The organism is Enterobacter sp. Ag1 (assembly GCA_000277545.1).
GTDB lineage: Bacteria > Pseudomonadota > Gammaproteobacteria > Enterobacterales > Enterobacteriaceae > Cedecea.
This window is the reverse complement of the sequence record AKXM01000032.1, coordinates 37798-60542: the sequence shown is the minus strand read 5'-3', so window position 1 is coordinate 60542 and position 22745 is coordinate 37798. Positions and strand designations below refer to the sequence as shown.

General features: G+C 54.1%; 24 protein-coding genes. 14 read left to right on the top strand and 10 right to left on the bottom strand.

The annotated features are described in order from the left end of the window. The first annotated feature begins 5 nt into the window (after nt 1-5). Nucleotides 6-251, top strand: coding sequence for a YdgH/BhsA/McbA family protein (locus A936_RS13545; protein ID WP_008458685.1), 246 nt, complete (start codon nt 6-8; stop codon nt 249-251). 43 nt (nt 252-294) lie between these two features. On the opposite strand, the gene A936_RS13540 is transcribed toward A936_RS13545, so the two are convergent. The 3 genes from A936_RS13540 to A936_RS22865 form a co-directional block, all read right to left on the bottom strand. Further along, a complete protein-coding gene (locus tag A936_RS13540; RefSeq protein ID WP_008458683.1) occupies nt 295-822 on the bottom strand; it encodes a GNAT family N-acetyltransferase in 528 nt (175 codons plus the stop codon). A 4-nt stretch (nt 823-826) separates the two neighbouring features. Beyond that, on the bottom strand, nt 827-1156 hold the full coding sequence (locus tag A936_RS13535; RefSeq protein ID WP_008458680.1) for a DHCW motif cupin fold protein: 330 nt from the start codon (nt 1154-1156) through the stop codon (nt 827-829). A gap of 89 nt (nt 1157-1245) precedes the next feature. After that, on the bottom strand, nt 1246-1419 hold the full coding sequence (locus tag A936_RS22865) for a DUF1127 domain-containing protein (protein WP_008458678.1): 174 nt from the start codon (nt 1417-1419) through the stop codon (nt 1246-1248). Nucleotides 1420-1596: 177 nt separating this feature from the next. Between A936_RS22865 and A936_RS13530 the strand changes: the two genes are divergently transcribed. Continuing rightward, on the top strand, nt 1597-3006 hold the full coding sequence (locus A936_RS13530; protein WP_008458676.1) for an aminotransferase-like domain-containing protein: 1410 nt from the start codon (nt 1597-1599) through the stop codon (nt 3004-3006). 182 nt (nt 3007-3188) lie between these two features. Next, the gene (locus tag A936_RS13525) at nt 3189-4826 is read left to right on the top strand and encodes an STY4199 family HEPN domain-containing protein (protein WP_008458674.1); all 1638 of its coding nucleotides are present in this window, start codon (nt 3189-3191) and stop codon (nt 4824-4826) included. Between the two features lie 33 nt (nt 4827-4859). Here A936_RS13525 and nudI read toward each other — a convergent pair whose 3' ends face one another. Next, nucleotides 4860-5285, bottom strand: coding sequence for a nucleoside triphosphatase NudI (gene nudI / locus A936_RS13520; RefSeq protein ID WP_008458672.1), 426 nt, complete (start codon nt 5283-5285; stop codon nt 4860-4862). Nucleotides 5286-5599: 314 nt separating this feature from the next. Between nudI and A936_RS13515 the strand changes: the two genes are divergently transcribed. The 3 genes from A936_RS13515 to A936_RS13505 are packed head-to-tail and all read left to right on the top strand — an operon-like array spanning nt 5600 to nt 7412. Next, a complete protein-coding gene (locus tag A936_RS13515; RefSeq protein WP_008458669.1) occupies nt 5600-6451 on the top strand; it encodes a YPO3983 family protein in 852 nt (283 codons plus the stop codon). Next, on the top strand, nt 6435-6893 hold the full coding sequence (locus A936_RS13510) for a DUF943 family protein (protein ID WP_008458667.1): 459 nt from the start codon (nt 6435-6437) through the stop codon (nt 6891-6893). The genes A936_RS13515 and A936_RS13510 overlap by 17 nt, the downstream gene beginning before the upstream one ends. 60 nt (nt 6894-6953) lie before the next feature. Next, nucleotides 6954-7412, top strand: a complete 459-nt coding sequence (locus tag A936_RS13505) for a DUF943 family protein (protein ID WP_008458665.1) — start codon at nt 6954-6956, stop codon at nt 7410-7412. Between the two features lie 149 nt (nt 7413-7561). Here the strand turns inward: A936_RS13505 and A936_RS13500 are convergent, their stop codons facing one another. Next, nucleotides 7562-8494: an omptin family outer membrane protease gene (locus A936_RS13500; RefSeq protein ID WP_008458663.1), complete on the bottom strand. Its 933-nt coding sequence runs from the start codon at nt 8492-8494 to the stop codon at nt 7562-7564. 518 nt (nt 8495-9012) lie between these two features. On the opposite strand from A936_RS13500, the gene A936_RS13495 reads away from it, so the two are divergent. Both A936_RS13495 and kdoO read left to right on the top strand, forming a co-directional pair. Continuing rightward, on the top strand, nt 9013-9549 hold the full coding sequence (locus tag A936_RS13495) for a GNAT family N-acetyltransferase (RefSeq protein ID WP_008458662.1): 537 nt from the start codon (nt 9013-9015) through the stop codon (nt 9547-9549). Nucleotides 9550-9854: 305 nt separating this feature from the next. Beyond that, a complete protein-coding gene (gene kdoO, locus A936_RS13490) occupies nt 9855-10748 on the top strand; it encodes a Kdo hydroxylase KdoO (protein WP_008458661.1) in 894 nt (297 codons plus the stop codon). Between the two features lie 74 nt (nt 10749-10822). Here the strand turns inward: kdoO and A936_RS13485 are convergent, their stop codons facing one another. The 3 genes from A936_RS13485 to A936_RS13475 form a co-directional block, all read right to left on the bottom strand. Next, entirely contained in the window at nt 10823-11203 is a 381-nt protein-coding gene (locus A936_RS13485) for a hypothetical protein (protein ID WP_008458660.1), read from the bottom strand. Nucleotides 11204-11334: 131 nt separating this feature from the next. Beyond that, on the bottom strand, nt 11335-12687 hold the full coding sequence (gene gorA / locus A936_RS13480) for a glutathione-disulfide reductase (protein WP_008458659.1): 1353 nt from the start codon (nt 12685-12687) through the stop codon (nt 11335-11337). Nucleotides 12688-12805: 118 nt separating this feature from the next. Next, nucleotides 12806-13648 (bottom strand): 23S rRNA (adenine(2030)-N(6))-methyltransferase RlmJ, encoded by an 843-nt coding sequence (locus A936_RS13475; protein ID WP_008458656.1) that lies wholly within the window; start codon nt 13646-13648, stop codon nt 12806-12808. A gap of 195 nt (nt 13649-13843) precedes the next feature. On the opposite strand from A936_RS13475, the gene A936_RS13470 reads away from it, so the two are divergent. The 4 genes from A936_RS13470 to A936_RS13455 all read left to right on the top strand — a co-directional run bounded on the left by A936_RS13470 (nt 13844) and on the right by A936_RS13455 (nt 18492). Then, nucleotides 13844-15115, top strand: a complete 1272-nt coding sequence (locus A936_RS13470) for an acid phosphatase (RefSeq protein WP_008458654.1) — start codon at nt 13844-13846, stop codon at nt 15113-15115. A gap of 153 nt (nt 15116-15268) precedes the next feature. Next, nucleotides 15269-17311, top strand: coding sequence for an oligopeptidase A (gene prlC, locus A936_RS13465; protein ID WP_008458652.1), 2043 nt, complete (start codon nt 15269-15271; stop codon nt 17309-17311). 8 nt (nt 17312-17319) lie between these two features. Next, on the top strand, nt 17320-18072 hold the full coding sequence (gene rsmJ / locus A936_RS13460; RefSeq protein ID WP_008458650.1) for a 16S rRNA (guanine(1516)-N(2))-methyltransferase RsmJ: 753 nt from the start codon (nt 17320-17322) through the stop codon (nt 18070-18072). Between the two features lie 81 nt (nt 18073-18153). Beyond that, nucleotides 18154-18492, top strand: coding sequence for an endonuclease domain-containing protein (locus A936_RS13455; RefSeq protein ID WP_034809233.1), 339 nt, complete (start codon nt 18154-18156; stop codon nt 18490-18492). Nucleotides 18493-18603: 111 nt separating this feature from the next. Here the strand turns inward: A936_RS13455 and uspA are convergent, their stop codons facing one another. Continuing rightward, nucleotides 18604-19041 (bottom strand): universal stress protein UspA, encoded by a 438-nt coding sequence (gene uspA, locus A936_RS13450; RefSeq protein ID WP_008458645.1) that lies wholly within the window; start codon nt 19039-19041, stop codon nt 18604-18606. A gap of 366 nt (nt 19042-19407) precedes the next feature. Between uspA and uspB the strand changes: the two genes are divergently transcribed. Beyond that, nucleotides 19408-19743, top strand: coding sequence for a universal stress protein UspB (uspB, locus tag A936_RS13445; protein ID WP_008458643.1), 336 nt, complete (start codon nt 19408-19410; stop codon nt 19741-19743). Between the two features lie 74 nt (nt 19744-19817). Here the strand turns inward: uspB and pitA are convergent, their stop codons facing one another. Then, nucleotides 19818-21314 carry an inorganic phosphate transporter PitA gene (gene pitA, locus A936_RS13440; protein ID WP_008458642.1) on the bottom strand — a complete coding sequence of 499 codons (1497 nt, stop codon included), beginning with the start codon at nt 21312-21314 and terminating at the stop codon, nt 19818-19820. Nucleotides 21315-21543: 229 nt separating this feature from the next. Here pitA and A936_RS13435 point away from each other — a divergent pair, with 229 nt between their 5' ends. Then, entirely contained in the window at nt 21544-22740 is a 1197-nt protein-coding gene (locus A936_RS13435) for a BaiN/RdsA family NAD(P)/FAD-dependent oxidoreductase (protein WP_008458641.1), read from the top strand. Nucleotides 22741-22745: the final 5 nt, after the last annotated feature.

The following is a 22745-nucleotide window of genomic DNA, read 5'->3' as shown; positions in this document are numbered from 1 at the left end:
CCATCATGAAAAGCATCAAATATTTTGCCGTAGTTATGACTCTCGCTGCTTCCTTCTCCGGCTTCGCTGCGGAAACTCAGCCAGCTGTCAGCCAGAAAATGGGCACCGTATCGGTCAGCGGCGCGTCTAACCTCGACAGCCTGCAACACCAGCTGCAGCAGAAAGCCGAGCAGGCAGGCGCGAAGTCTATCCGCATTGTTTCCGCCGGTGGTGATAACAAAATGTACGGCGTGGCTGAAATCTACAACTAAGTCTTGAATCACGCAGTATGGGCCGCCTTGTGCGGCCCGTGTTTTATCTGAATTCCCGGGCCAGCAGGCCAAAAATCCAGTCATCCTGCCAGCGTCCATTCAGCCAGTAGTTCTCCCGCAGAATGCCTTCCTGCTGAAACCCGACTTTCTCCAGCACTTTCTTCGACGGAATATTTCCGGCGGTGACCGTGGCCACAAGCTTGCGGATGCCGACCTCCGCAAATGCAAAGGCGCACACCTCGTACAGCGATTCATACCCGTAGCCCTGACCGTGAAACGACGGGTCGAGTAAAAATCCGACTTCCGCGATATCGTCCTCACGCAGAATGAAGCCGGTGACGCCAATCGGCACGCCGGTTTTGCGGTGACGCATCACCATACAGAGCCAGTGGCGGCTGCCCGGCTGCCAGTTGGGAAGACGGGCGTCAAAAGCCTGGCGAATCTCTGTCTCCGGTCGGTTATCGGCCACGTAGCGCATGACGTCCGGCTGCTGCTGCAGGTAGCGGAAAAGTGGCCAGTCGGCTTCGGTGATTTGGCTGAGTGCCAGGCGTGGCGTCAAAAGCGTCGGCATGGCGTTAATCCACAATAAACAGGACGGCACCTGATGCCGTTGAGGAACGGTGAGGCTCCGCGCCGTCGGCCACCTGGTAACTCATACCCGGGGTTAACGTAAACTGGCGGCCATCTTCCAGCTCAGTTTGCAGCTCGCCCTTCAGGCACAGCAAAACGTGCCCTTTTTGGCACCAGTGATCGGCCAGATAGCCGGCGGTGTATTCCACCATGCGCACGCGGATGGGCCCAAACTGCTGCGTGCGCCAAAGCGCTTTGCCGGTGATGCCGGGGTGTTCGGTGGGGATTAGGGTGGCCCAGTCGGTGGTATTAAAAGGCAAGTCGGTGATGTTCATGCGGCTCCTGAGTATTGTTGTTGTTGTCTGGTCCTCCTTTTGATAGCAGTAAATAAAAAACGGTGCCAGCGTGTGGCACCGCTTAAGCGTTATTCCCAGCGGGATAAATCATCCCTCGTCAGCCCCATATCCCTGAGTTGTTCCGGACTAAGTTCGCGTAACGCCCGTAAAGTCTGGCGGCGCTGGCGGCTGCGGCGAAAATACTGGTAAAGCATTACCAGGCCATAAAACGGTCTGCGATGGTGGTTCTCTTCAAAGCCCATGCTGTGACTCCTCGCGGTTTGCCTGGGGGTAATCATGGGGCCAGCGGGCAAAAGCAGACAGATTCAAAAATTACTTTTCTTTAACATACAGAAGGGCTAAAACATGAGCTGAATGGCATTTTTTGCGCCATTCTGTATCGGTTTTTCCTTCTGTATGGCTTCCGGTGAGGATACAGCATGACGCGTTACCAACATCTCGCCACGCTGCTGGCTGAGCGCATTGAGCAGGGGCTTTATCAAAGCGGGGAGCGCTTGCCCTCGGTGCGGAGCCTGAGCAGCGAACACGGCGTCAGTATCAGTACCGTGCAACAGGCGTATCACGTCCTGGAAGACAAGCAGCTGATTTCCCCTCAGCCACGTTCCGGCTACTTTGTTTCGCCGCGCAAAGCCGTGCCGCCTGTGCCGCGCTTAACGCGTCCAGTACAGCGCCCGGTGGAAGTGACGCAGTGGGATGCGGTGCTGGAATTGGTGAACTCCCGGCAGGATTGCGAAGTGATCGCCTTCGGCAGCGGATCGCCGGATCTCACCCAGTCGACGATGAAACCGCTGTGGCGAGAAATGGGGCGGCTCGCGCAGTACCAGGAGCCTGAGCTGCTGGGCTACGACGGTATGTTCGGCGTGAAAGCCCTGCGCGAGCAAATTGCCCGCCTGATGCTGGACAGCAACTGCATGGTGAATGCCGATGAGATCGTGGTGACCAACGGCTGCCATGAAGCACTGTCGATTGCGATTCGCGCGGTGTGTGAGCCGGGGGACATAGTGGCGGTTGAGTCGCCGTCATTCCACGGCACCATGCAGATGCTGCGCGGTTACGGTGTTAAAGTAGTTGAAATTCCTACTGATTCTGTCACCGGCATTAGCCTGGAAGCACTCGAGCTGGCGCTGGAGCAGTGGCCCATCAAAGCCGTGATTCTGGTAGCCAATTGCAATAATCCTCTTGGCTTCATCATGCCGGAGGCGCGTAAAAAAGCGGTGATGAATCTTGCCCGGCGCTTTGATATCGCCATCATCGAGGATGATGTCTACGGTGAGTTGGCCTATGAATACCCGCGCCCTATGACGATCAAATCCCTGGATGTGGATGGCCGCGTCCTGCTGTGCAGTTCGTTTTCAAAAACGCTGGCACCGGGGCTGCGCGTGGGCTGGATTGTGCCGGGACGTTACCTCGACCGCACGCTGCACACCAAGTATATCGGCACCGGCAGCAGCGCGACCTTCACCCAGCAGGCGGTAGCGGCCTTTATTCGCAACGGGCATTACCACCGCCATATCCGGCGTATGCGCCAGCACTACCAGCGCAATCTGGAGGTGTTTACCTGCCGCGTGCGGCAATATTTCCCCTGCGGGATTTGCGTCAGCCGGCCTCAGGGGGGCTTTTTGATGTGGATTGAACTCCCGGAAGAAGTCGATGCGGTGCGGCTGGGCAGCGCATTGAAAGAGGCAAAAATCCATATTGCGAGCGGCTCGCTGTTTTCAGCCTCTGGAAAATATCGCCAATGCCTGCGGTTGAACTATTCTTTGCCGTTCAACGCCGTTACCGAGGCGGCCCTGAAAAGATTGGGCGAAATCGTCGAATGTGAGATTTGAAAATGCCCGGCTAAATCGCTCTTTTTATCGCCATTGATTCCCGGCGGGCTGCTTTACACTCGGCTGTAATGGCGAAGTGTGGCCTTGGCATTAATAACCATAAAAAAATAGCCGCCTGGGGCGGAAAAAAGCCGTTTTTCTGCGTTCGGCAACGTAAGGCCGGACATCGACAAAGGACTATCATGAGCAGCGCAACATTGCAGATGCGGGAGCACTTTGAGACGTGTCTGGGGATTATTCGGCAGGCTTCACTTCAGATCCTGCCGCTATTGAATATTCGTGCCGCCGAAGGCAAAGATCCGCAGTGGTTTTTCCAGCAGCTGGAGCAGGCCCGTATGGCGCTGGGCAGTTGGGGGGCGGTGGCGAAACGGCTGAATCTTAACGACTCCGAAATTTCACAATTCACGCTGCTGCTGCGCCATTTGCAGCAGCTGGTGCCGCAGTATGAAAGCGGGCAGGAAGTTAGCCAGAACCAGCTCCTCGCCGCCTTGCGCTTCACCAGTTATCTGGAGCATGTGCGCTTCAAACAGCCCTTGCTGGGCTACTCCACCGAGCTTTCCTCCGACGTTGACAGGCTACAGAAAGGCGCCCAGCAGCAGATGCGCGCCATTGAACTGATGCTGAAAGGGCTGGTCAATCAGGCGTGGGAAAACCAGGCGGAGCTGGTTAATCAGCTAAAAAGCCAGTTTGGGGCTGACAAAGTTCGCCGCTGGCTGAAGCGAGGCGAGCGGGGCGATGTGCTGAGCGGCATGAAGTTCAGCGAGCTGGCGCTGATGCTGGTGGATAAGAAAGAGTTTGCCCATCACTACGCCAAAGTTTACCAAAACTCGCCTCAGTTGGGTTTTCTTATCGACCAACGTAAAACCCTGCAAATCTTCCTCGATGGCACCCGTCAAATCCGCAACGACCTGATGCACAAGCAGCCGCTCACGAGCGTGCAGGTGGCTTTGCTGGATAGCTATTTCGGTGAAATCAGCGGCCCGGTACAAAAAGCCTTTAGCGAAGGCCGCACTAAAGTGAATCCCTCCTCGCTGCTGGACGCGGATGATACGGCACTGCAAAGCTACCTTGACCAGGCGCGTAAAAATCATGCGGCCCAGGGCGGCGATCCGGCAGAGATCAGAGAATCCATCGAGCGTTATGACCCGCGCACGGCCAAAAAACAGCATGATACTACCGACATGATCTCCACCGCGCTGTGGGCATCGGTAGGGATTGTGGTGGTGGCAGTGGCGGTGATTGGCCTCTATCTGTTAAGTGATGCCACTTCAAAACCTGAGGTGACGGCGGTTCCGCCAATAGTGAGTACGCCGGTGCAGCAGAAAGAGCGGCCGGAATCCAACAGCCCGCGGGATATGCTTGCCAATATGGGCATCACCTGGGACGAAAATAACCTGCGGGCGGCGATTAACCGTAATGACGCGCGTATTGTGCGCCTGTTTATGCAGGGCGGGATGAACTGGAAAGTCTATTTTGCCGAGCAGGCGCTGGCGGCGGATGACCGCGATGTGCTGACCATTTTGCTGCAATACCGCCCGCAAATGGACGAAACCCGGCCCTGCCGCAGGCTGATTGGCTCCACCGAGTTAGGCATGAAGAAAGGGCAAAAGCTGACTTCGCTGAGAAAGCAATTCCTCGCCAGCTTCTGCAGTTCAGCCCCGGCGGTACAGCGCCAGAAAGAGGAAGTAGAGCGCGCTCAGCTGCGCCTGGCGGCGCAGAAGCAGCGCTACGAAGATGCGACCGCCCAGGGGCTGGAGCCAGAGCCGGTGGATGAGCAGACCGTCAAAATTCAGCAGGCGATATACAACGCGATGCGCTAGCCGTGCCGGGCAGCCTTCGGGCTGCCCAATGCATTACAGCAGCCCTTTATCACGGAACGTCGCGGCGGTGGCTTCATTCAGATCGTAGCTCGCCAGATCCTGCGGGCTGACCCACGCGTACTGCTCAAACTCTTCGTTAAGGGTTATCTCGCGGTTTTCGCTGATGCAGTCGAACATCAGATAAATCATGTACACCTGCTCCTGGCTGCCGTCGGTGTAGGTTTTCACCCGCACGTCATCGCGGAAGGTCCACGGCTCAATGTGCGAGATAATCAGCGCTTCCCCCAGCTCTTCCCGGATCTCACGCCGTAGCCCTTCTGCCATGGTTTCACCCGGCTCAATGCCGCCACCGGAGAGCGCCCACTGGCCGGGAAACACCCCGCGATCTTGTGGCATTTTGCACAGCAAATATTGGCCCTGATTCTGGATTATCGGGCAGGCAATCACTCTTTGTCGCATGGTCATCTCCCTGAAAATAAGCCGCTGAGTTATAGCACAGATAAGAAAAAGGGTCTGCGCGCTGGCAGACACCTGGGGGAGAATTTTATCCGTTAATACAATAATATTTTTATAATAATTTCATTCAATATATTAATTAGATGAATGCATAAAGATAAATAAAGTAATTTTGTTTTATGTTGTGAGTGAAAATAATGATTGAGGTCTAAGTTTTTACTGTAAATATAAAAAGCATTACGCACCGTATGTATCTGCCGCTTATCATAAGTGACGCTCAAGATGAGCCTCGTTAACAATATACCAGGAAGGTATTTATGCCGGCACTTCAGTTCCCCTGTAAGATATTCAAAACCCAGAAAAAGATGGATGACTATACCGCCAGCGATATGAAATGCGGCGATCTGTCTGACATCGTTTTGAGGGCGCGGTTTCATTTGGTGGATATTTCCACCAGAGTGAACCCTTACACGTTGACGGCAATCAGCCCCTTCAGCCAGCCGCAGTCAATGTTCCACGGATCCCGAGGGGAAGGTGATAAACTGACCCAGAGGGAGTGCGCAAACATCCTTTTTGATGAGTTTCGGCACCTATCCCGTCCGTTTGCGTGCCACCCCCCTTACAACGTGCTGATTAAGCTGATGATTTCTCATATGCAGAAAAATAGCGACAAATCGTTCTGCCATCCATTACTGGATAGCGCGTTGGAGGCGCATATTTTAAGTGATAGTTCGTCTGAAAACAGTACAAGACTCCGTTTGCAGAAAGTTTTCGGGCAGTATATTGACTGGGAAAACAAACGTTATCCATTAAAAGACATAAAAAAATTAGGGGAGGCAATTATGCGTGGAAAATTGCCAAAATTTGACCGCTTCCAGGACAACTTTAACGGCCTGGGCATCACTGTGCACGATACCTGGGCAACGCATATCACGATTAAGTCCCTGGTAGTTGGTAAAGAGCGATATCGTGCCGTTGTGCATTATAAAGTCCAGGACCACTTTGGGCTGGATGATGAGGACATTTCAAAGGTGAAATTTAACCAGTTCCGTTTTTTCCGGATCTGGTTTGTCCTTCAGCGCTACAGCGAGTTTGTCTTTAAACCCTTTATGACCAATATGCAAGCCACCATTGAAATTACCGGGGGGCGCAATGACATTCAAAAATAAGAAAGCAGTTTCCTTGCTAGTTTTTGCGAGCTGTGTGTTAGCAGGTTACCTGCTATGGGAGTCACTTCGCCCGGTGGAGATTGTCGCCGTGCATCAGAGAAATACCTATAGCGATGTTTTAGTTAAAAATTTCCCTTTGACGAGTAGAGGTAAAATAAACTGGTGGCTGCAAAATCAAGAGATGCTAAAAGCGAAGTATGATATTCCAGGGCCTGAATACTACAGTGGCCACACTATTACGATTTGGCTTTTCGGTGAGGGCTATAAAGAAGAGGGGAAGTATGACCGACTCTGTTTCGATGATATGAAAACAAAAGTTAACTGCATTGATAAGGATGTGGTTTTCATTGTTGACTACAGTAAAAATACGGGGTTAGAGCTCACTGTTAATGGCAGTATCTATAGGCTGGAAGAAAATGGAAATCTTATAAAGATATATTGAGATGTTTTGTTTTTTTGATGTTCAATGTGATCGCTACCATTGAAATTACCGGGGGGCGCAATGACATTCAAAAATAAGAAAGCAGTTTCCTTGCTAGTTTTTGTGAGCTGTGTGTTAGCGGGCTATCTGCTATGGCAGTCACTTCGTTCGGTGGAGATTGTCGCTGTTCATTACGATGGTAACTATAGCGATGTTTTGGTTAAAAATTTTCCTTTGACGAGTAGAGGTAAAATAAACTGGTGGCTGGAAAATAAAGATATGCTGAAAGCGAAGTATGATATCCCAAGACCTGCATCCTACGGCGGCTATACGATTATTTTTTGGCTATTCGGTGAGGGGTATAAAGAAGAAGGAAAGTATGATCGACTTTGTTTCTATGATATGAAAACAAAAGTCAACTGTATTGAGAAAGATTTAGTTTTTAGAATCAATTACAGTAAAAACGCAGGGTTGGAGCTCACTGTTAATGGCAGTATCTACAGGCTGGAAGAAAATGGAAATCTTATAAAGATATATTGAGGGTATGTTTTTTATTGATGATTACTGTGGTGGGGGCATTAACAATATAGCACTTTCTCTGCTATTCAAGCATAAGAACATCTCTCAGCCCGGCTGGTGAAAATCACACAATCCGGGCTGAGTTTCCTCAACTTAATCTGCAAAACCCTTTAGAAGCGATACTGAATTCCGACGCCATAGGTGTAGCTGTCGTTACTCAGGCCCGCTGACCCGCTGCCCTGGGTCCAGGTTTCCCCAGTATTATTATTACGGGTTTTTGTTGATGCTTTTGCTTCGGAAAAACGCGTCCACGTTAATTCCGTGTACAGCCGGGTATTTGGCGTGACGTAATAACCGGCGGAGACGGTTGCAGCATAATAATTGGAATGACTACTTTTCTCGCTAAAGCTCAGCTGACGCATATAGTGCTCGTCATTATCCTGAGCATTAACCAGCGGGCTGAATTTAAATTGCCCTGCAATATCAAAGTCCTGATAGCGGTAGCTACTGGTCAGCCCAATATACGGCACGCTGAATTTCTGACTATACCCAATTCCCGGTTTCCCGGCGGGGAATTCACCGATAAGTGCACCGTTGAAATAATTGTATGAGCCGCCTCTCGCCGTCCAGCTATAGCGAGTTTCCTGGTAGCCGGTTACCACGCCGAGATTGTATGTCGGCTCCTTCAGCAGCCAGCCGGTAAGATTGAAATCGAGCTGGTTGGCATAATTCAGGCTGGTATCCGGGTGGGTAGATTTGTCGCTCCAGTGGCTCTGGCCAGGCGTTTGCCAGTCATAGTCGGACATATGCGAGCCGCGAGAGGCGAAGGTTGTCCAGCCGTTAGCATTGAGGGTGATGTAGCGCTGTGCGTCCCAGCTAATACCGCCTTTAATAATAGGGGTATTTTTGATTTTCCATTTCAGTTCACTTAATTTACTGCCATCGCCTTGATTATAAACGAGCTCTTTAGATTCTCCGTTTAAAATGCTGGTGGAAATATTGGTGGTGAATGCATCGGGTGAAAAATTAAAGCTGGTTGAAGCTAGCAGCGCCGGGCTAAACAGCAATGCGGCGGCTACAGGCAGGTATTTTTGCTTGTGCATGATGTATCGTTCTGTTTTCTATCACATTGGTTTGGTGTTGCAAAAAATAAACCTGTACGGACAGGTTAAGGGCCGTAAAGGGTTATTGTTGCGCGATAAATTATGTTGTTGAAAATTATTATTAGTTTGTCTTGCCAGGCAAAACGGGAGCTATTTTATGGACCGTTCCTTGACAGGGGAAAGATTATTTTCTGCTGGTGAATATTTGAGCGGTGAATCGTTTGATTTTAAAGAAAATTAAAATTGTAGCTTTTTGTTACAAGGATATATCATAACTATTCATATGTATTTATTGAGAAAATTTAGCTTAAGTCGCGTTTAGTGAATTTAAATATGTAAGCGAACTAATAATTATTTGGCGATGAAAGTTTTGCTGCTCGTAGCATATTCATTTCATTCTCTTTTTTACATAATGCGTGCCACCGCGCCGCTGAGCACTCGGCGTAATATCGAAAAAACGTAAAGCTGCTACCCTGCATGCCGACACTACATCCAGATACTTTGACCAGGAATGACTTATGGAGCCGTTACTGACCACCCCGCGCCTGACGCTGCGCAAGTTTACTCGTGCCGATTTGCCCGCTTTTATTGAATACCGTAACCAGCCGGAAGTTGCTCGCTACCAGAGCTGGGATGGCTATAGCGATGCCGATGCCGAGGCGTTTTATGCCCAGCAGGCGTCGCTGGGCTTTAATACCGATGAAAGCTGGTTTCAGATTGCGGTGGTGCGCAGCGAAGACCAGCGTTTATTGGGTGACGTTGCCGTTCACTTCTTCGATGAAGGCCAGCAGGCAGAGTTGGGCATGACCTTTGATGAGAGGCATCAGCGTCAGGGCTTTGCTTTTGAAGCTTTGCGCGGCGCGATTGATCTGTTGTTCACCACCTTCAACAAGCATCGCCTGGTGGCGACGGTTGATGCTAGGAATGACGCCGCCGCTGGCCTGCTGGAAAAGCTGGGTTTTCGTCGGGAAGCACACTTTCACAAGAATATTTTCTTTAAAGGTGAGTGGGGGAATGAATATGCCTATGCGCTATTGCGCAGCGAGTGGAAATAAACAATGGCCTGCTTAGCGGGCCATTGTTTATTTAGCCGTGGCGAATAGCGAATAATATCAGTGGGCCAGTGAAATATTCACTTAGCGTTATTTTATGATTTTGTGCGTTTTAATTTAGCGCCTAATGCGATGTTTAGCTTTTGTTTAACCTTTAATTTACATTCTTACTATACTCGTTCGAATCCCTTTCAGGTATGCATTCGCTGTCTTCCGGCGGCGTGCTTCTATTCGTCTTTCAAAAAATAAAATGTTCCGGAAATTCATCTGTTAAAGACATTATCCGGAGCAGTGGCAAGGACATCAATATGTCAGATTTAAACATCACTCTTGATACCGCAGCCCTGACGCATCCGCTTTCTCAATGGGGCAATACGGCTGCTGAGTCGGCTGTGAGCGAGCTGGAACAGGGCAAAGTTGTTTTTCTGCCGCAGCTGGCGTTTGCGCTGACCGAACAGGAAACCGCGCTGCTTAACCCCGCGGTCGTGGATCCGAAACGTAAAAACATCAGCTATCAGCCCCTGAAGGATAAATTGACCGGCGTGGCTGTAGCCGATCAGGAGCCAGAAGTTCGCGCCTTGCTAAAACGGCATTACGAATCTTGCCTGCAGCTGATTGCCACTCTTCTGCCGGAATACCAGCAGGTGCTACATTCGCCGACCAACAGCCTGCGCCTGCACCCCGTTAAGCAGTGGACGCAGAACACTTCCTGGCGTAAGGACGACAGCCGCCTGCACGTGGACGCGTTCCCGTCCCGGCCCAACTATGGCGAGCGTATTTTGCGTATTTTCACCAACATTAATCCGGCCGGTGAAAGCCGCAGCTGGCGCGTGGGTGAAGCCTTCCCGACGCTGGCCGAACGCTTCCTGCCGTGCCTGAAAAGCTATTCCCCGGTAAGCAGCTGGCTGCAGAACGCCGTCGGCATTACCAAAAGCCGCCGCAGCCATTACGACCACCTGATGCTGCAGATGCACGACGCGATGAAGGCCGATGCGGATTATCAGAAGCAGGGCCCGCAGGTGGCCATTGATTTCCCACCGGGCAGCAGCTGGATCTGTTTCTCTGACCAGACGCCGCATGCCGCGATGGGCGGGCAGTTTATGCTGGAGCAGACGTTTTTACTGCCGGTAGACGCCATGCAAAATCCACAGCATTCCCCGCTGAAGGTGCTGGAAGGACTGCTGCGTAAGCCGCTGATTTAGCCATAATGAGCGCGTGTAAAAAGCCGCTGGTGCGGCTTTTTTATTGGTAATCCGTAGAGGCAAGACTGCGCTATTTATTTTCTGAAGTAAGTAATGATTTTTTGTAGAAATGAAGGTGAAATTTCTTTTTTTGCCCACGATGGATTAAGTAAATCATCGGGCGATAAGTATAAGTTGCCGTCATCGTCCAGGACTTTTGCATTGAGCGCGGCGGCGATATCCAGCATTTTGCAATACAATGCCTGAGCAGGCGATTTTGCAGAAATATTCCCTGTATGCCAGTCCAGCCAGTTAATTTCATCCCCTCGCCAGATGACATGATAGGGTCCATTTATGGGCGAAAAGCTGAGTTCAGGATCGTTATTTACATACTGAATCCATTCTTCTGCAAGAATAGGATTACTCTCCCCATCCCATGCATGTTCCGTTCTGGTGATATACATTTCCCAGCCCATAATATATCTCCGCTTTGTACATTATTTTTGATATCAGTTTATGCAGAGATAAATATCATGGCTGGATGTTTTTCCACAGATATAAAAAAGGCCAGAGCGATCTCTGACCTTTTAGGCGTTTCCCAGGGGAATTAACGCATGGTGACAAACTCTTCCGCTGCGGTCGGGTGGATCGCCACGGTGTTGTCGAAGTCTTTCTTGGTCGCGCCCATTTTCAGCGCCACGGCGAAGCCCTGCAGGATTTCATCCATGCCGAAGCCGATGCCGTGGATCCCGACGATTTTCTCGTCCGGGCCAGCACAGACCAACTTCATGCGGCACGGCTGGCGGTGAGAGGTCACGGCGGTGTACATGGCGGTGAAGGAGGATTTGTAGACCTTCACGTTATCGTCGCCGTACTGCTCGCGCGCCTGCGGTTCGGTCAGGCCCACGGTGCCGATTGGTGGGTGGCTGAACACCACGGTCGGCACGTTGCTGTAGTCCAGATGCTCGTCCGGCTTGTTGTTAAACAGGCGCTCGGACAGGCGGCGACCGGCGGCAACCGCCACCGGGGTCAGCTCAACCGCGCCGGTGTTATCGCCCACGGCATAAATCCCCGGCACGTTGGTGTTCTGGAACTTATCTACCTTGATGTAGCCTTTGGCGTCCAGCTCAACCCCGGTTACCTGCAGGTTGAAGTTGTCGTTAGCCGGTTCGCGGCCGATCGCCCAAATCAGGGTGTCGACGGTTTCCGCCCGGCCATCTTCCAGCTCAAGCGTCAGGCTGCCGTCTGCATTTTTCACGACCGCTTTCGGAATCGCGTTGGTGTGCAGGGTTGGGCCTTCTGCTTCGATAACCTCCAGCAGCGTTTCAACGATCAGCGGGTCGAAGGTGCGCAGCGGCGCATGTTTGCGCACGAACAGGTGCGTTTCTGAACCCAGAGCGTTAATCACGCCCGCGATTTCCACCGCGATATAGCCTGCGCCAACAACCGCCACGCGTTTTGGCAGGCCCGGCAGCTCGAAGAAGCCGTCGGAGTCGATGCCGTACTCAGCGCCAGGGATGTTCGGGTGGCTTGGGCGGCCGCCGGTAGCGATCAGAATATGGTCTGCGGTGATGGTTTCGCCGTTAACTTCCACGGTGTGGGCATCCACGAACTTCGCAAAGCCGCGGATCACGTCCACTTTATTCTTACCCAGTACGTTGTCGTAAGAGGTATGAATACGGTCGATATAGGCGGTGCGGCTGGCGATCAGCTTGTCCCAGTCGAAGTGGTTCAGCGTGGTGTCAAAGCCGTAGTCCGGGCCGTAGTTGTGGATCGCTTCGGCGATCTGCGCCGCATGCCACATCACTTTTTTAGGCACGCAGCCGACGTTCACACAGGTGCCACCCAGATCCTTCGCCTCAATCAGTGCGCATTTCTGCCCATACATTGCCGCACGGTTAATCGAGGCGATACCGCCGCTGCCGCCGCCAATGGCGAGGTAGTCATAATGTTTGGTCATGATGTTTCCCTTTTGAGTCGAAAATTAGGCGCGATTGTAGCGCGCCGGGATAAAGGTTCTACCGATTACTGTGATAGCCACGTCATACTTCAAGCTGCAGCGGCATTGGCTAGCTTTCTTATTCAGGCACAATCCAGCTCAGCGTGGTGGAGCCGGTCCCCGTTGGCACCAGCTTTTTGTGCAGCCACGGCAGCACGTTCGCCATCTGCTGTTCCAGCTTCCACGGCGGGTTAATCACAATCATGCCGGAAGCCGTCATGCCGCGCTGGTCGCTGTCCGGGCGAACCGCCAGTTCGATCTGCAGGATGCGGCGGATGCCGGTCTCTTCCAGGTCGCGGATCATGCGTTTGATTTGCTGACGCAGCACCACCGGGTACCACAGCGCGTAGGTGCCTGTGGCAAAACGCTTATAGCCTTCGGCAATCCCTTTCACCACGTCCTGATAGTCGGTTTTGATCTCATACGGTGGGTCGATGAGGATCAGACCGCGACGGGAAACCGGCGGCAACTTGGCTTTCAACTGCTGGTAGCCGTCGGCGCGCTCGACGCGGGCCCGGTCGTCTTTCTGGAACTCAGAGCGCAGCAGCGGGAAGTCGGACGGATGCAGCTCGGTCAGCTGCAGGCTGTCCTGCTCGCGCAGCAGGTGGCGGGCAATCAGCGGAGAGCCAGGGTAATAACGCAGGTTGCCGCTGCGGTTCAGATGCTTCACCGCGCCAATATAGGCTTCCAGTTCGGCAGGCAAATCGTCCTGCTGCCAGATGCGGGAGATACCTTCCAGATACTCGCCGGTGCGCTCCGCATGTTCGCTGCTCAGCTGGTAACGACCGGCGCCTGCGTGAGTGTCGAGATAGAGAAACGGTTTCTCCTTCTCTTTAAGCGATTCAATAATCAGGCTTTGAACGGTGTGTTTTAGTACGTCGGCATGGTTACCGGCGTGAAAGCTGTGGCGATAGCTGAGCATGAGGGATGGTGTTCCGCAAATAAGAAAACAAATTTCCCACAGTTTACCGCAGATTGCGGCGGATTACCGCCCGGGCGCGGCGCTGTTTCAGTTCGGGAGAAAGCGTTTCAAAACATAACGGTGTCATAAAAATGTCAAATCACCAGGATAGCGTCGCTGCCAGGCAAGGTAATCGTTTGAATAAAAGGAAAAATAATGAAACTTCGTATTTCTGTGCTGGCCGCCGCGTTAGCCGTCTCTCTGTCCGCGCTGGCGAAAGATGTGTCTCTTCCTCAGGCCGCGGCGATAGCCAATAGTGTGACCCCGGCCAACAGCAGCCAGGCGTTTGATGAGATTGAAATGCAGTCTCTGGCGGCGTTGCGCGCTGCCCTGAAAGGCGATGCGGATAAACTGACCCGCGACCAACTGGATAAAGCGAAGCAAAGCAAAAAGCTGGCGGATACCGCCTGGCTGAAGGCGAGCGGCTATGACTTCCAGACTAAAGCTAACCAGAAGGCGGGTATTGAGCTGCTTTCTGCCTTCAGCAAGTTGCCGGACTCGGTGATTAAGCAGAACCTTGAAACCGTCACCAACATCAACCTGAACGCCGTGCAGACTTCGCGCCATCAGGCGCTGGCGGATGCCGAGGGCATCAACCACCTTTACTTCCTGAGCGATGCCATGGGGCCGCGCCTGGGGAAAGCCTTCCTGGCCGCCTACGATAAAGGCGAGCTGAGCAAAGCCGCGGCGCTGATTAAAGCCTCCGAAGTCAGCACCAGCGCAGCGAAGAAGCACTTCAATAACCCGCGTCCGTTCCTGATCCAGGGCAACACCATTCACCTCGTGCCGGACGATGTGGTGATTAAAGACAACAAACCGTACACCGCAGACGGCGGCTCCTTCCCAAGCGGCCACACCAACACCGGCTACACCGATGCGCTGCTGATGGCCGAAATGGTGCCGGAGCGCTTTGAAGCCCTGGTTGAGCGCGGTGCGCGCTACGGTTACTCGCGCATTGTGCTGGGCGTGCATTACCCGCTGGACGTGATGGGCTCCCGCATGGTGGCGCAGCGCAACGTCGCCAACTATCTGAACGACCCGAAATACCGTGCGTTGTTTAACGAAGCTCGCGATCAGCTGCGTACCGCGCTGGAAAAAGAGTGCGGCACCACTTTGGCCGAATGTGCGAAATCTTCCGCAAAAGACGATCCGTACCGCGCCCCGGCGATGAAAGAACTTTACCGCTTCACCATGACTTACGACCTGCCGCAGCAGAAGGGTGAGAAGCAAGCCCTGAAAGTACCGCAAGGGGCGGAAATTTTGCTGGAAGCCGCGCTGCCTAAGCTTTCCGCCTCCCAGCGCCGCGACCTTATGGTGAAAACTGCGCTGCCTGCGGGCTACCCGCTGTCCGGCACGACGGCAGACCAGCAGTTCTGGCAGCGCCTGAACCTGCCAGCGGCCTACGCCATGGCCGCGAAATCCCACTGATTTATCCCCTGGGGCAGCGCCTGCTGCCCCATTTCCCGGCGACCGCAGCGCAACGCCCGGGATTGAAATTCGCTACACTTAACCCCATGCTAGACTCCATGCACAAAGCGCCGCTTGAGCGCTTCTCTCTCCCTTTTAATCAGGAACGCGCTTATGACCAATCCTTTACTGACCTCTTTTGAGCTGCCGCCGTTTTCCGCCATCAAACCTGAGCATGTTGTTCCGGCCGTGACTAAAGCGTTGGACGACTGCCGTGCGGCGGTGGAAAGCGTGGTTGCGCAGGGCGCGCCTTATAGCTGGCAGAACCTGGTTCAGCCGCTGGCAGAAGTGGACGATCGCCTGGGCCGCCTGTTCTCCCCGGTCAGCCATCTGAACTCGGTACAGAACAGCCCGGAGCTGCGCGAAGCCTATGAGCAGACGCTGCCGCTGCTGTCCGAATACAGCACCTGGGTTGGCCAGCACGAAGGCCTGTATAATGCCTACCGCGACCTGCGTGACGGGGCGAACTACGCCAGCCTGAGCGTCGCCGAGAAGAAAGCGGTGGATAACGCGCTGCGCGACTTTGAGCTGTCCGGGATTGGTCTGCCAAAAGACAAACAGCAGCGCTACGGGGAGATCTCCGCTCGCCTGTCCGAGCTGGGGTCCACCTACAGCAACAATGTGCTCGATGCCACCATGGGCTGGAGCAAACTGATCGCCGACGAAGCCGAGCTTGCCGGAATGCCGGAAAGCGCCTTAGCCGCAGCGCGCGCTCAGGCGGAAGCCAAAGAGCAAGACGGCTGGCTGCTGACGCTGGATATCCCAAGCTACCTGCCGGTGCTGACCTACTGCGACAACCGTGCGCTGCGCGAAGAGATGTACCGCGCCTATTCCACTCGCGCTTCTGACCAGGGCCCGAATGCCGGGAAGTGGGATAACACCCCGGTGATGGAAGAGATTCTGGAGCTGCGCCACGAGTTGGCTCAGCTCCTGGGCTTTGGCAACTACGCGGAAAAATCCCTGGCCACCAAAATGGCGGAAAACCCGCAGCAGGTACTGGAGTTCCTGTCAGACCTGGCCAAACGCGCCCGTCCGCAGGGTGAAGCCGAGCTGGCTCAGCTGCGCGCCTATGCGAAAGAGCATTACGGCGTGGAAGAGCTGGAGCCGTGGGACATCACCTGGTACAGCGAAAAACAGAAACAGCATCTCTACAGCATCAGCGACGAACAGCTGCGCCCGTACTTCCCGGAAGAGCGCGCGGTAAATGGTCTGTTCGAAGTCGTGAAGCGCATCTACGGCATCACCGCCAAAGAGCGGAAAGATATCGACGTCTGGCACCCGGACGTGCGCTTCTTCGAGCTGTATGACGACCAGGGCGAGCTGCGCGGCAGCTTCTATCTCGACCTCTACGCTCGCGAGCACAAACGCGGCGGGGCGTGGATGGATGACTGCGTGGGCAAAATGCGCCGCGCCGATGGCTCACTGCAAAAACCGGTGGCCTATCTGACCTGTAACTTCAACCGCCCGGTGAACGGCAAACCTGCGCTGTTTACCCACGATGAAGTGATCACCCTGTTCCATGAATTTGGTCACGTCCTGCACCACATGCTGACCAAAATCGAAACCGCGGGCGTGTCCGGTATCAACGGCGTGCCGTGGGATGCGGTCGAGCTGCCGAGCCAGTTTATGGAAAACTGGTGCTGGGAGCCGGAAGCGCTGGCGTTTATCTCCGGTCATTATGAAACCGGTGAATCTCTGCCTGTTGAGCTGCTGGAAAAAATGCTGGCGGCGAAAAACTACCAGGCAGCGCTGTTTATTCTGCGTCAGCTGGAGTTCGGCCTGTTCGACTTCCGCCTGCATGCGGAATTCAACCCGGAGCAGGGCGCGAAAGTGCTGCAGACGCTGGCCGAAATTAAGAAACAGGTTGCCGTGGTGCCGGGGCCGAGCTGGGGCCGCTTCCCGCACGCCTTCAGCCATATATTTGCCGGTGGTTACGCGGCGGGTTACTACAGCTACCTGTGGGCCGACGTGCTGGCGGCGGACGCGTTCTCTCGCTTCGAAGAAGAGGGTATTTTCAACCGCGAAACCGGCCAGTCGTTCCTCGATAACATCCTGACCCGTGGCGGTTCGGAAGAGCCGATGGAGCTGTTCAAACGCTTCCGCGGGCGCGAGCCGCAGCTGGACGCGATGCTGGATCACTACGGTATTCAGGGTTAAGCCACCACGTGAAAATCTGTTTACTGACTGAAGCAGGCGCCGACTCCGGCGCCTTATCTGTTTTGAGCGAGCGCTGGCAGCTCGAGCATGATGAAGAGGCGCTGATGGCGCTGGTGCTGACGCCTGAAAGGCTGGAGTTACGCAAACGCGACGAGCCAAAGCTAGGCGGCATTTTTGTTGATTTTGCCTCCGGCGCGATGGCGCACCGCCGTAAGTTTGGCGGCGGGCGTGGCGAAGCGGTGGCAAAAGCCGTGGGCGTGAAGGGCAGCTATCTGCCAGACGTGGTTGACGCGACGGCGGGGTTAGGGCGAGATGCCTTTGTGCTGGCGTCCGTCGGTTGCCGCGTGCGGATGCTGGAGCGCAATCCGGTGGTAGCCGCGTTGCTGGATGACGGCCTGCGCCGAGGCTACGAAGCTCCTGAAATCGGTGGTTGGCTGCAGGAGCGATTACAGCTGATTCATGCCTCAAGCCTGACGGCGCTCAGCGATATCACGCCGAGACCGGATGTGGTGTATCTCGACCCGATGTTCCCCCACAAGCAGAAAAGCGCGCTGGTGAAGAAAGAGATGCGCGTTTTCCAGTCTTTGGTGGGGCCGGATGAAGATGCAGACGGGCTGCTTGCCCCAGCCAGAGCGCTCGCGAAGAAAAGGGTCGTTGTGAAGCGTCCGGACTACGCGCCGCCGCTGGCCGACGTCGCCACGCAGAATGCTGTGGTGACCAAAGGGCACCGGTTTGATATTTATGCCGGGACGCCGGAGTAATTACTAAAACGCTGGAAAGTGCCTCGCAGAAGAGATTGCTTCCCCTCGCAACTTTACGGCTGCATCGGCATGTTGTATGCCATGCAGCCGATCCGACGTTATGCCCGCCAGCTCAGGCACCAGATGACTCCCGAAGATAACTTGCTGTGGTATCAACCCCGCAGCAGGTGTTTTGCTACGTTTAAGTTTCGTCGCCAGCATCCGGTTGGGCTTTATATCGTGGACTTTGCCTGCTGCGCTGTTCGCCTGGTGATCGAGCTGGACGGTGGGCAGCATGAGATGCAAAAGGGCTATGATGAACGAAGAACGACGTATTTGAATGAGCAAGGGTGGCGGGTGAGGCGGTTCTGGAATAACGAACTGCGGGAGAATCTGGAGGGGATGTTGACGGTGATTCTGCAGGATTTGAGTGAGCTGTGACCCTCACCCCGGCCCTCTCCCTGGAAGGGAAAGGGGGGAAAATCAAAGGATTGGGCTCTATCGAGTCCCCTCTCCCCTTTGGGGAGAGGGTTAGGGTGAGGGGCAATACCGTTACTCGTCTTCTTCATCACGCAGTGGAACAATCAGCATATCCACATGCACGGTATTGATCAGCTGGCGTGCAGAGGACATCAACTTGCTCCAGAAATCCTGGTGGTGACCACAAACCACTAAATCCATATCGTATTTTTTAATGGCATCGACCAGCACCTGGCCCAGATCGCCGCTGCCGCTCAGGGTTTCGGTAATCGGGTAACCTGCCCCGGTAGACAGCTCGGTGAGCGCGTGGTGAGTCTCTTCGGAAATGCGTTTCTGCATATCGCCCAGATTGACATCAATCAGCCCGGTATACAGATCGGAGTAATTCACATCGACATGAATCAGGGAAACTTTCGCGTTGTAAGGCCGAGCCATGGAGACGGCTTTTTCTACCAGGACTTTACTCTCAGGGGAGAGGTCAACCGCGATCAGAATGTGTTTGTAAGCCATAATGTTACTCCTTCCATAAGTTATCGATGACTCTCGCCGTCATCTTTTAAACCGTAGCGGCATGAGCTACGGTCACCCGATCTAAAGACTTCAATTGTAGATGGTATTTCGCTTTTATCGAACCTTCTTCAGCCCGACAATGCGCCATCCCTCAATCACATTCAAGCGAAAAATGAATGCGGCCACTTTGATAAAGATTAACGCGGTGGTAAAAAAATTAAGGGATCTCCTACACTATTAAATGAGCCGGGCGGGAAGAGATCTGTGACCTGTATCGGTTATTCGTTGCAGGATTGTCTGACAGGGTTTTCGGGGAGAGCGGTCGTCCCGAAGCAAAGGCTTCGAGGGCTTCGCCGGGAGGGGTACATGATCAGCACCGTCGCGCTGTTCTGGGCGCTTTGTGTAGTTTGTGTAGTGAATATGGCGCGTTATTACTCTTCACTGCGCGCGTTACTGGTGGTGCTGCGCGGGTGCGATCCGCTGCTGTATCAATACGTTGATGGCGGCGGTTTTTTCACCTCACATGGTCAACCCAGCAAGCAGGTCAGGCTGGTGCGCTATATCTACGGCCAGCGCTATGTCGATCATCATGATGAAGAGTTTATTCGCCGCTGTGAGCGCCTGCGCCGCCAGTTTATTCTGACGAGTTCGCTGTGTGGTCTGGTGGTGATTAGCCTGATTGGATTAATTATCTGGCACTAGTTGTAGGGCAGCGTTATGGACAAGCATAAAAAAAGCGGGCCAGTTTCCTGACCCGCTTTTTCTTTGGCTACGGCTTACACGAAGCGCAGCGCAATCCAGTACAGCCCGCCGGAGAGCAGAATCGAAGCCGGTAAGGTGAATATCCAGGCCATCAGGATATTGGTTACCGTCTTACGCTGCAGGCCGCCGCCGTCCACGATCATGGTCCCTGCCACGGAGGAAGAGAGCACGTGGGTAGTGGAAACCGGCATCCCGGTGTAGCTTGCCAGACCGATAGAAACGGCTGCCGTCATCTGCGCGGACATCCCTTGCGCATAGGTCATGCCTTTCTTACCGATCTTCTCGCCGATGGTGGTCGCCACGCGACGCCAGCCGATCATTGTACCCAGACCAAGAGCCAGAGCCACCGCCAGAATAATCCAGACCGGCGCGTACTCGATGGTGCTAAGCATGTCGCCTTTCAGTTTCTTCAGCAGGCGCTGGTCGTCGGCGCTCACTTCCGGCAGCTTCGCCACTTTATCGGTGGTGTCGGAGATGCACAGCATAATGCGACGCAGCTGGCTACGCTGCTCAATACTGAGCTTGTCGTAGCTTTCGATATCCGTCAGCATCAGCTTCGCGCGATCCAGCGCGTTAATCGCGTTGGCCGGGTGGCAGTGGAACTGAGCCGGTTCAGTTGCGCCCGCTTCCGGAGAAGGGATCAGCTGTTCCGAGCCGGTGGCTTTCTTCAGCAGGTCAGGGCGTTGCTGGAAGAAAGTTTCGACGTTGTTCACCGCATCGCGAGTACGGGTGATTTCGTAGCCGGAAGCATTCATGTTAACCACGAAGCCCGCCGGTGCGACGCCAATCAGTACCAGCATAATCAGACCGATGCCTTTCTGGCCGTCGTTAGCGCCGTGAGAGAAACTCACGCCGATAGCGGACAGGATCAGCGCGATACGCGTCCAGAAAGGCGGCTTTTTCTTGCCGTCTTGCTTTTCACGTTCCGCAGGCGTCAGGTGAATACGCTGCTTTTTCTTGGTGTTGCTCCAGTAACGGCGCAGCAGGAAAATCAACCCACCGGCAATCACCAGCCCGACAATCGGGGACAGAATTAAGGAAGCGAAGATCCCAATGACTTTCGGGATATTCAGCGCGTCGACAACCGAGGTGCCGGTCAGCAGCGCGTTGGTCAAACCGATACCGATGATGGCACCGATAAGCGTATGGGAGCTGGAGGCCGGCAGACCAAAATACCAGGTGCCGAGGTTCCAGATAATAGCGGCCAGTAACATAGAGAACACCATGGCGAGACCATGAGAAGACCCTACGTTTAACAGCAGATCTGTAGGCAGCATATGCACAATGGCATAGGCCACGCTCAGCCCACCGAGCAGAACGCCGAAGAAGTTAAACAACGCAGCCATTGCCACCGCAAGTTGCGATCGCATAGCGCGGGTATAAATTACCGTTGCTACTGCGTTGGCCGTATCGTGGAAACCATTAATGGCTTCGTAGAACAGCACAAATGCCAGAGCAAGCAAAAGTAAAAGCCCGGTGTGAAGATCCAGGCCGGCAAACAAATGTAGCATAGACGTTACGCCATTTTGAGGACATGAACGCGGCGCATTATGTAAGACAACCTCCACCGCGGCAAAGTGAAATCTGGACTTTTTTTGATTTTAGTCGCCATCTGGCGCACAGGTGGAATGATTTACATTTTGTTTATCAATCACCTGCATTTGTTATTCACCTTAAAGCTGGTGCGACCAGCCTCAGGTCTTTACAATCCGTTGCCTTAAGCATAGTCGGGAGTCGGTCGTGGAAAAGTTTGATGCCATTATTATAGGTGCGGGTGCAGCTGGAATGTTTTGTGCGGCGGTTGCCGGGCAGGCGGGCAGCCGCGTATTGCTGATTGATAATGGGAAAAAACCGGGCCGTAAAATCCTGATGTCCGGCGGCGGACGCTGCAACTTTACCAACCTTTATGTCGAGCCTGCGGCGTATCTGAGCCAAAACCCGCATTTCTGCAAATCTGCGCTGGCCCGCTACACCCAATGGGACTTTATCGACATGGTGGGCAAGCACGGCATCGCCTGGCACGAGAAAACCCTCGGGCAGCTGTTCTGCGACGATTCTGCCCAGCAGGTAGTCGATATGCTGGTGGCCGAATGCGAGAAAGGCAAAGTAACAATGCGCCTGCGCAGCGAAGTGCTGAGTATTGAACGCGACGAGCAGGGGTACACCCTGCAGCTAAACGGCGGCAGCGTGCAGGGCGCGAAACTGGTTATCGCCAGCGGCGGTCTGTCGATGCCGGGGCTGGGGGCGACGCCGTTCGGCTATAAAGTCGCCGAACAGTTTGGCCTGAAGGTGCTGCCGACCCGCGCGGGCCTGGTGCCGTTCACGCTGCATAAACCTTTGCTCGAACAGTTGCAGGTGCTGTCCGGTGTCTCGGTGCCGTCCGTCATCACCGCAGAAAACGGCGTCAGCTTCCGTGAAAGCCTGTTGTTTACCCATCGCGGCCTGTCCGGCCCTGCCGTTCTGCAGCTTTCCAGCTACTGGCAGCCGGGCGAATTCGTCAGCGTGAATCTGCTGCCGGACACCGATCTGGACGGTTTTATTCACGAGCAGCGCAACGCGCACCCAAACCAGAGCCTGAAAAACACGCTGGCGATGGTGCTACCGAAACGCCTGGTTGAGTGCCTGCAGCAGCTGCAGCAGATCCCGGACGTCACGCTGAAGCAGCTCAACAGCCGCCAGCAAAGCGAGCTGATTGACACCCTGCAAGCCTGGCGCGTTCAGCCCAACGGCACCGAAGGCTATCGCACGGCGGAAGTGACCCTCGGCGGCGTGGATACCAACGAACTTTCCTCCCGCACCATGGAAGCGAAAAAATCCCCGGGCCTCTATTTTATCGGCGAAGTGATGGACGTCAGCGGCTGGCTGGGCGGCTATAACTTCCAGTGGGCCTGGAGCTCCGCCTGGGCGTGCGCGCAGGCGCTGGTTGATGCAGGTTAAGCATT

Coding starts and splice junctions, on each gene's coding strand:
- A936_RS13515 (WP_008458669.1), top strand. CDS start 5,600: ATGCCGGCACTTCAGTTCCCCTGTAAGATATTCAAAACCCAGAAAAAG.
- A936_RS22865 (WP_008458678.1), bottom strand. CDS start 1,419: ATGGGCTTTGAAGAGAACCACCATCGCAGACCGTTTTATGGCCTGGTA.
- A936_RS13545 (WP_008458685.1), top strand. CDS start 6: ATGAAAAGCATCAAATATTTTGCCGTAGTTATGACTCTCGCTGCTTCC.
- A936_RS13540 (WP_008458683.1), bottom strand. CDS start 822: ATGCCGACGCTTTTGACGCCACGCCTGGCACTCAGCCAAATCACCGAA.
- uspB (WP_008458643.1), top strand. CDS start 19,408: ATGATCAGCACCGTCGCGCTGTTCTGGGCGCTTTGTGTAGTTTGTGTA.
- A936_RS13475 (WP_008458656.1), bottom strand. CDS start 13,648: ATGCTCAGCTATCGCCACAGCTTTCACGCCGGTAACCATGCCGACGTA.
- A936_RS13495 (WP_008458662.1), top strand. CDS start 9,013: ATGGAGCCGTTACTGACCACCCCGCGCCTGACGCTGCGCAAGTTTACT.
- A936_RS13500 (WP_008458663.1), bottom strand. CDS start 8,494: ATGCACAAGCAAAAATACCTGCCTGTAGCCGCCGCATTGCTGTTTAGC.
- kdoO (WP_008458661.1), top strand. CDS start 9,855: ATGTCAGATTTAAACATCACTCTTGATACCGCAGCCCTGACGCATCCG.
- A936_RS13470 (WP_008458654.1), top strand. CDS start 13,844: ATGAAACTTCGTATTTCTGTGCTGGCCGCCGCGTTAGCCGTCTCTCTG.
- uspA (WP_008458645.1), bottom strand. CDS start 19,041: ATGGCTTACAAACACATTCTGATCGCGGTTGACCTCTCCCCTGAGAGT.
- A936_RS13505 (WP_008458665.1), top strand. CDS start 6,954: ATGACATTCAAAAATAAGAAAGCAGTTTCCTTGCTAGTTTTTGTGAGC.
- pitA (WP_008458642.1), bottom strand. CDS start 21,314: ATGCTACATTTGTTTGCCGGCCTGGATCTTCACACCGGGCTTTTACTT.
- prlC (WP_008458652.1), top strand. CDS start 15,269: ATGACCAATCCTTTACTGACCTCTTTTGAGCTGCCGCCGTTTTCCGCC.
- A936_RS13485 (WP_008458660.1), bottom strand. CDS start 11,203: ATGGGCTGGGAAATGTATATCACCAGAACGGAACATGCATGGGATGGG.
- nudI (WP_008458672.1), bottom strand. CDS start 5,285: ATGCGACAAAGAGTGATTGCCTGCCCGATAATCCAGAATCAGGGCCAA.
- A936_RS13455 (WP_034809233.1), top strand. CDS start 18,154: ATGCAGCCGATCCGACGTTATGCCCGCCAGCTCAGGCACCAGATGACT.
- A936_RS13535 (WP_008458680.1), bottom strand. CDS start 1,156: ATGAACATCACCGACTTGCCTTTTAATACCACCGACTGGGCCACCCTA.
- A936_RS13510 (WP_008458667.1), top strand. CDS start 6,435: ATGACATTCAAAAATAAGAAAGCAGTTTCCTTGCTAGTTTTTGCGAGC.
- A936_RS13530 (WP_008458676.1), top strand. CDS start 1,597: ATGACGCGTTACCAACATCTCGCCACGCTGCTGGCTGAGCGCATTGAG.
- gorA (WP_008458659.1), bottom strand. CDS start 12,687: ATGACCAAACATTATGACTACCTCGCCATTGGCGGCGGCAGCGGCGGT.
- A936_RS13525 (WP_008458674.1), top strand. CDS start 3,189: ATGAGCAGCGCAACATTGCAGATGCGGGAGCACTTTGAGACGTGTCTG.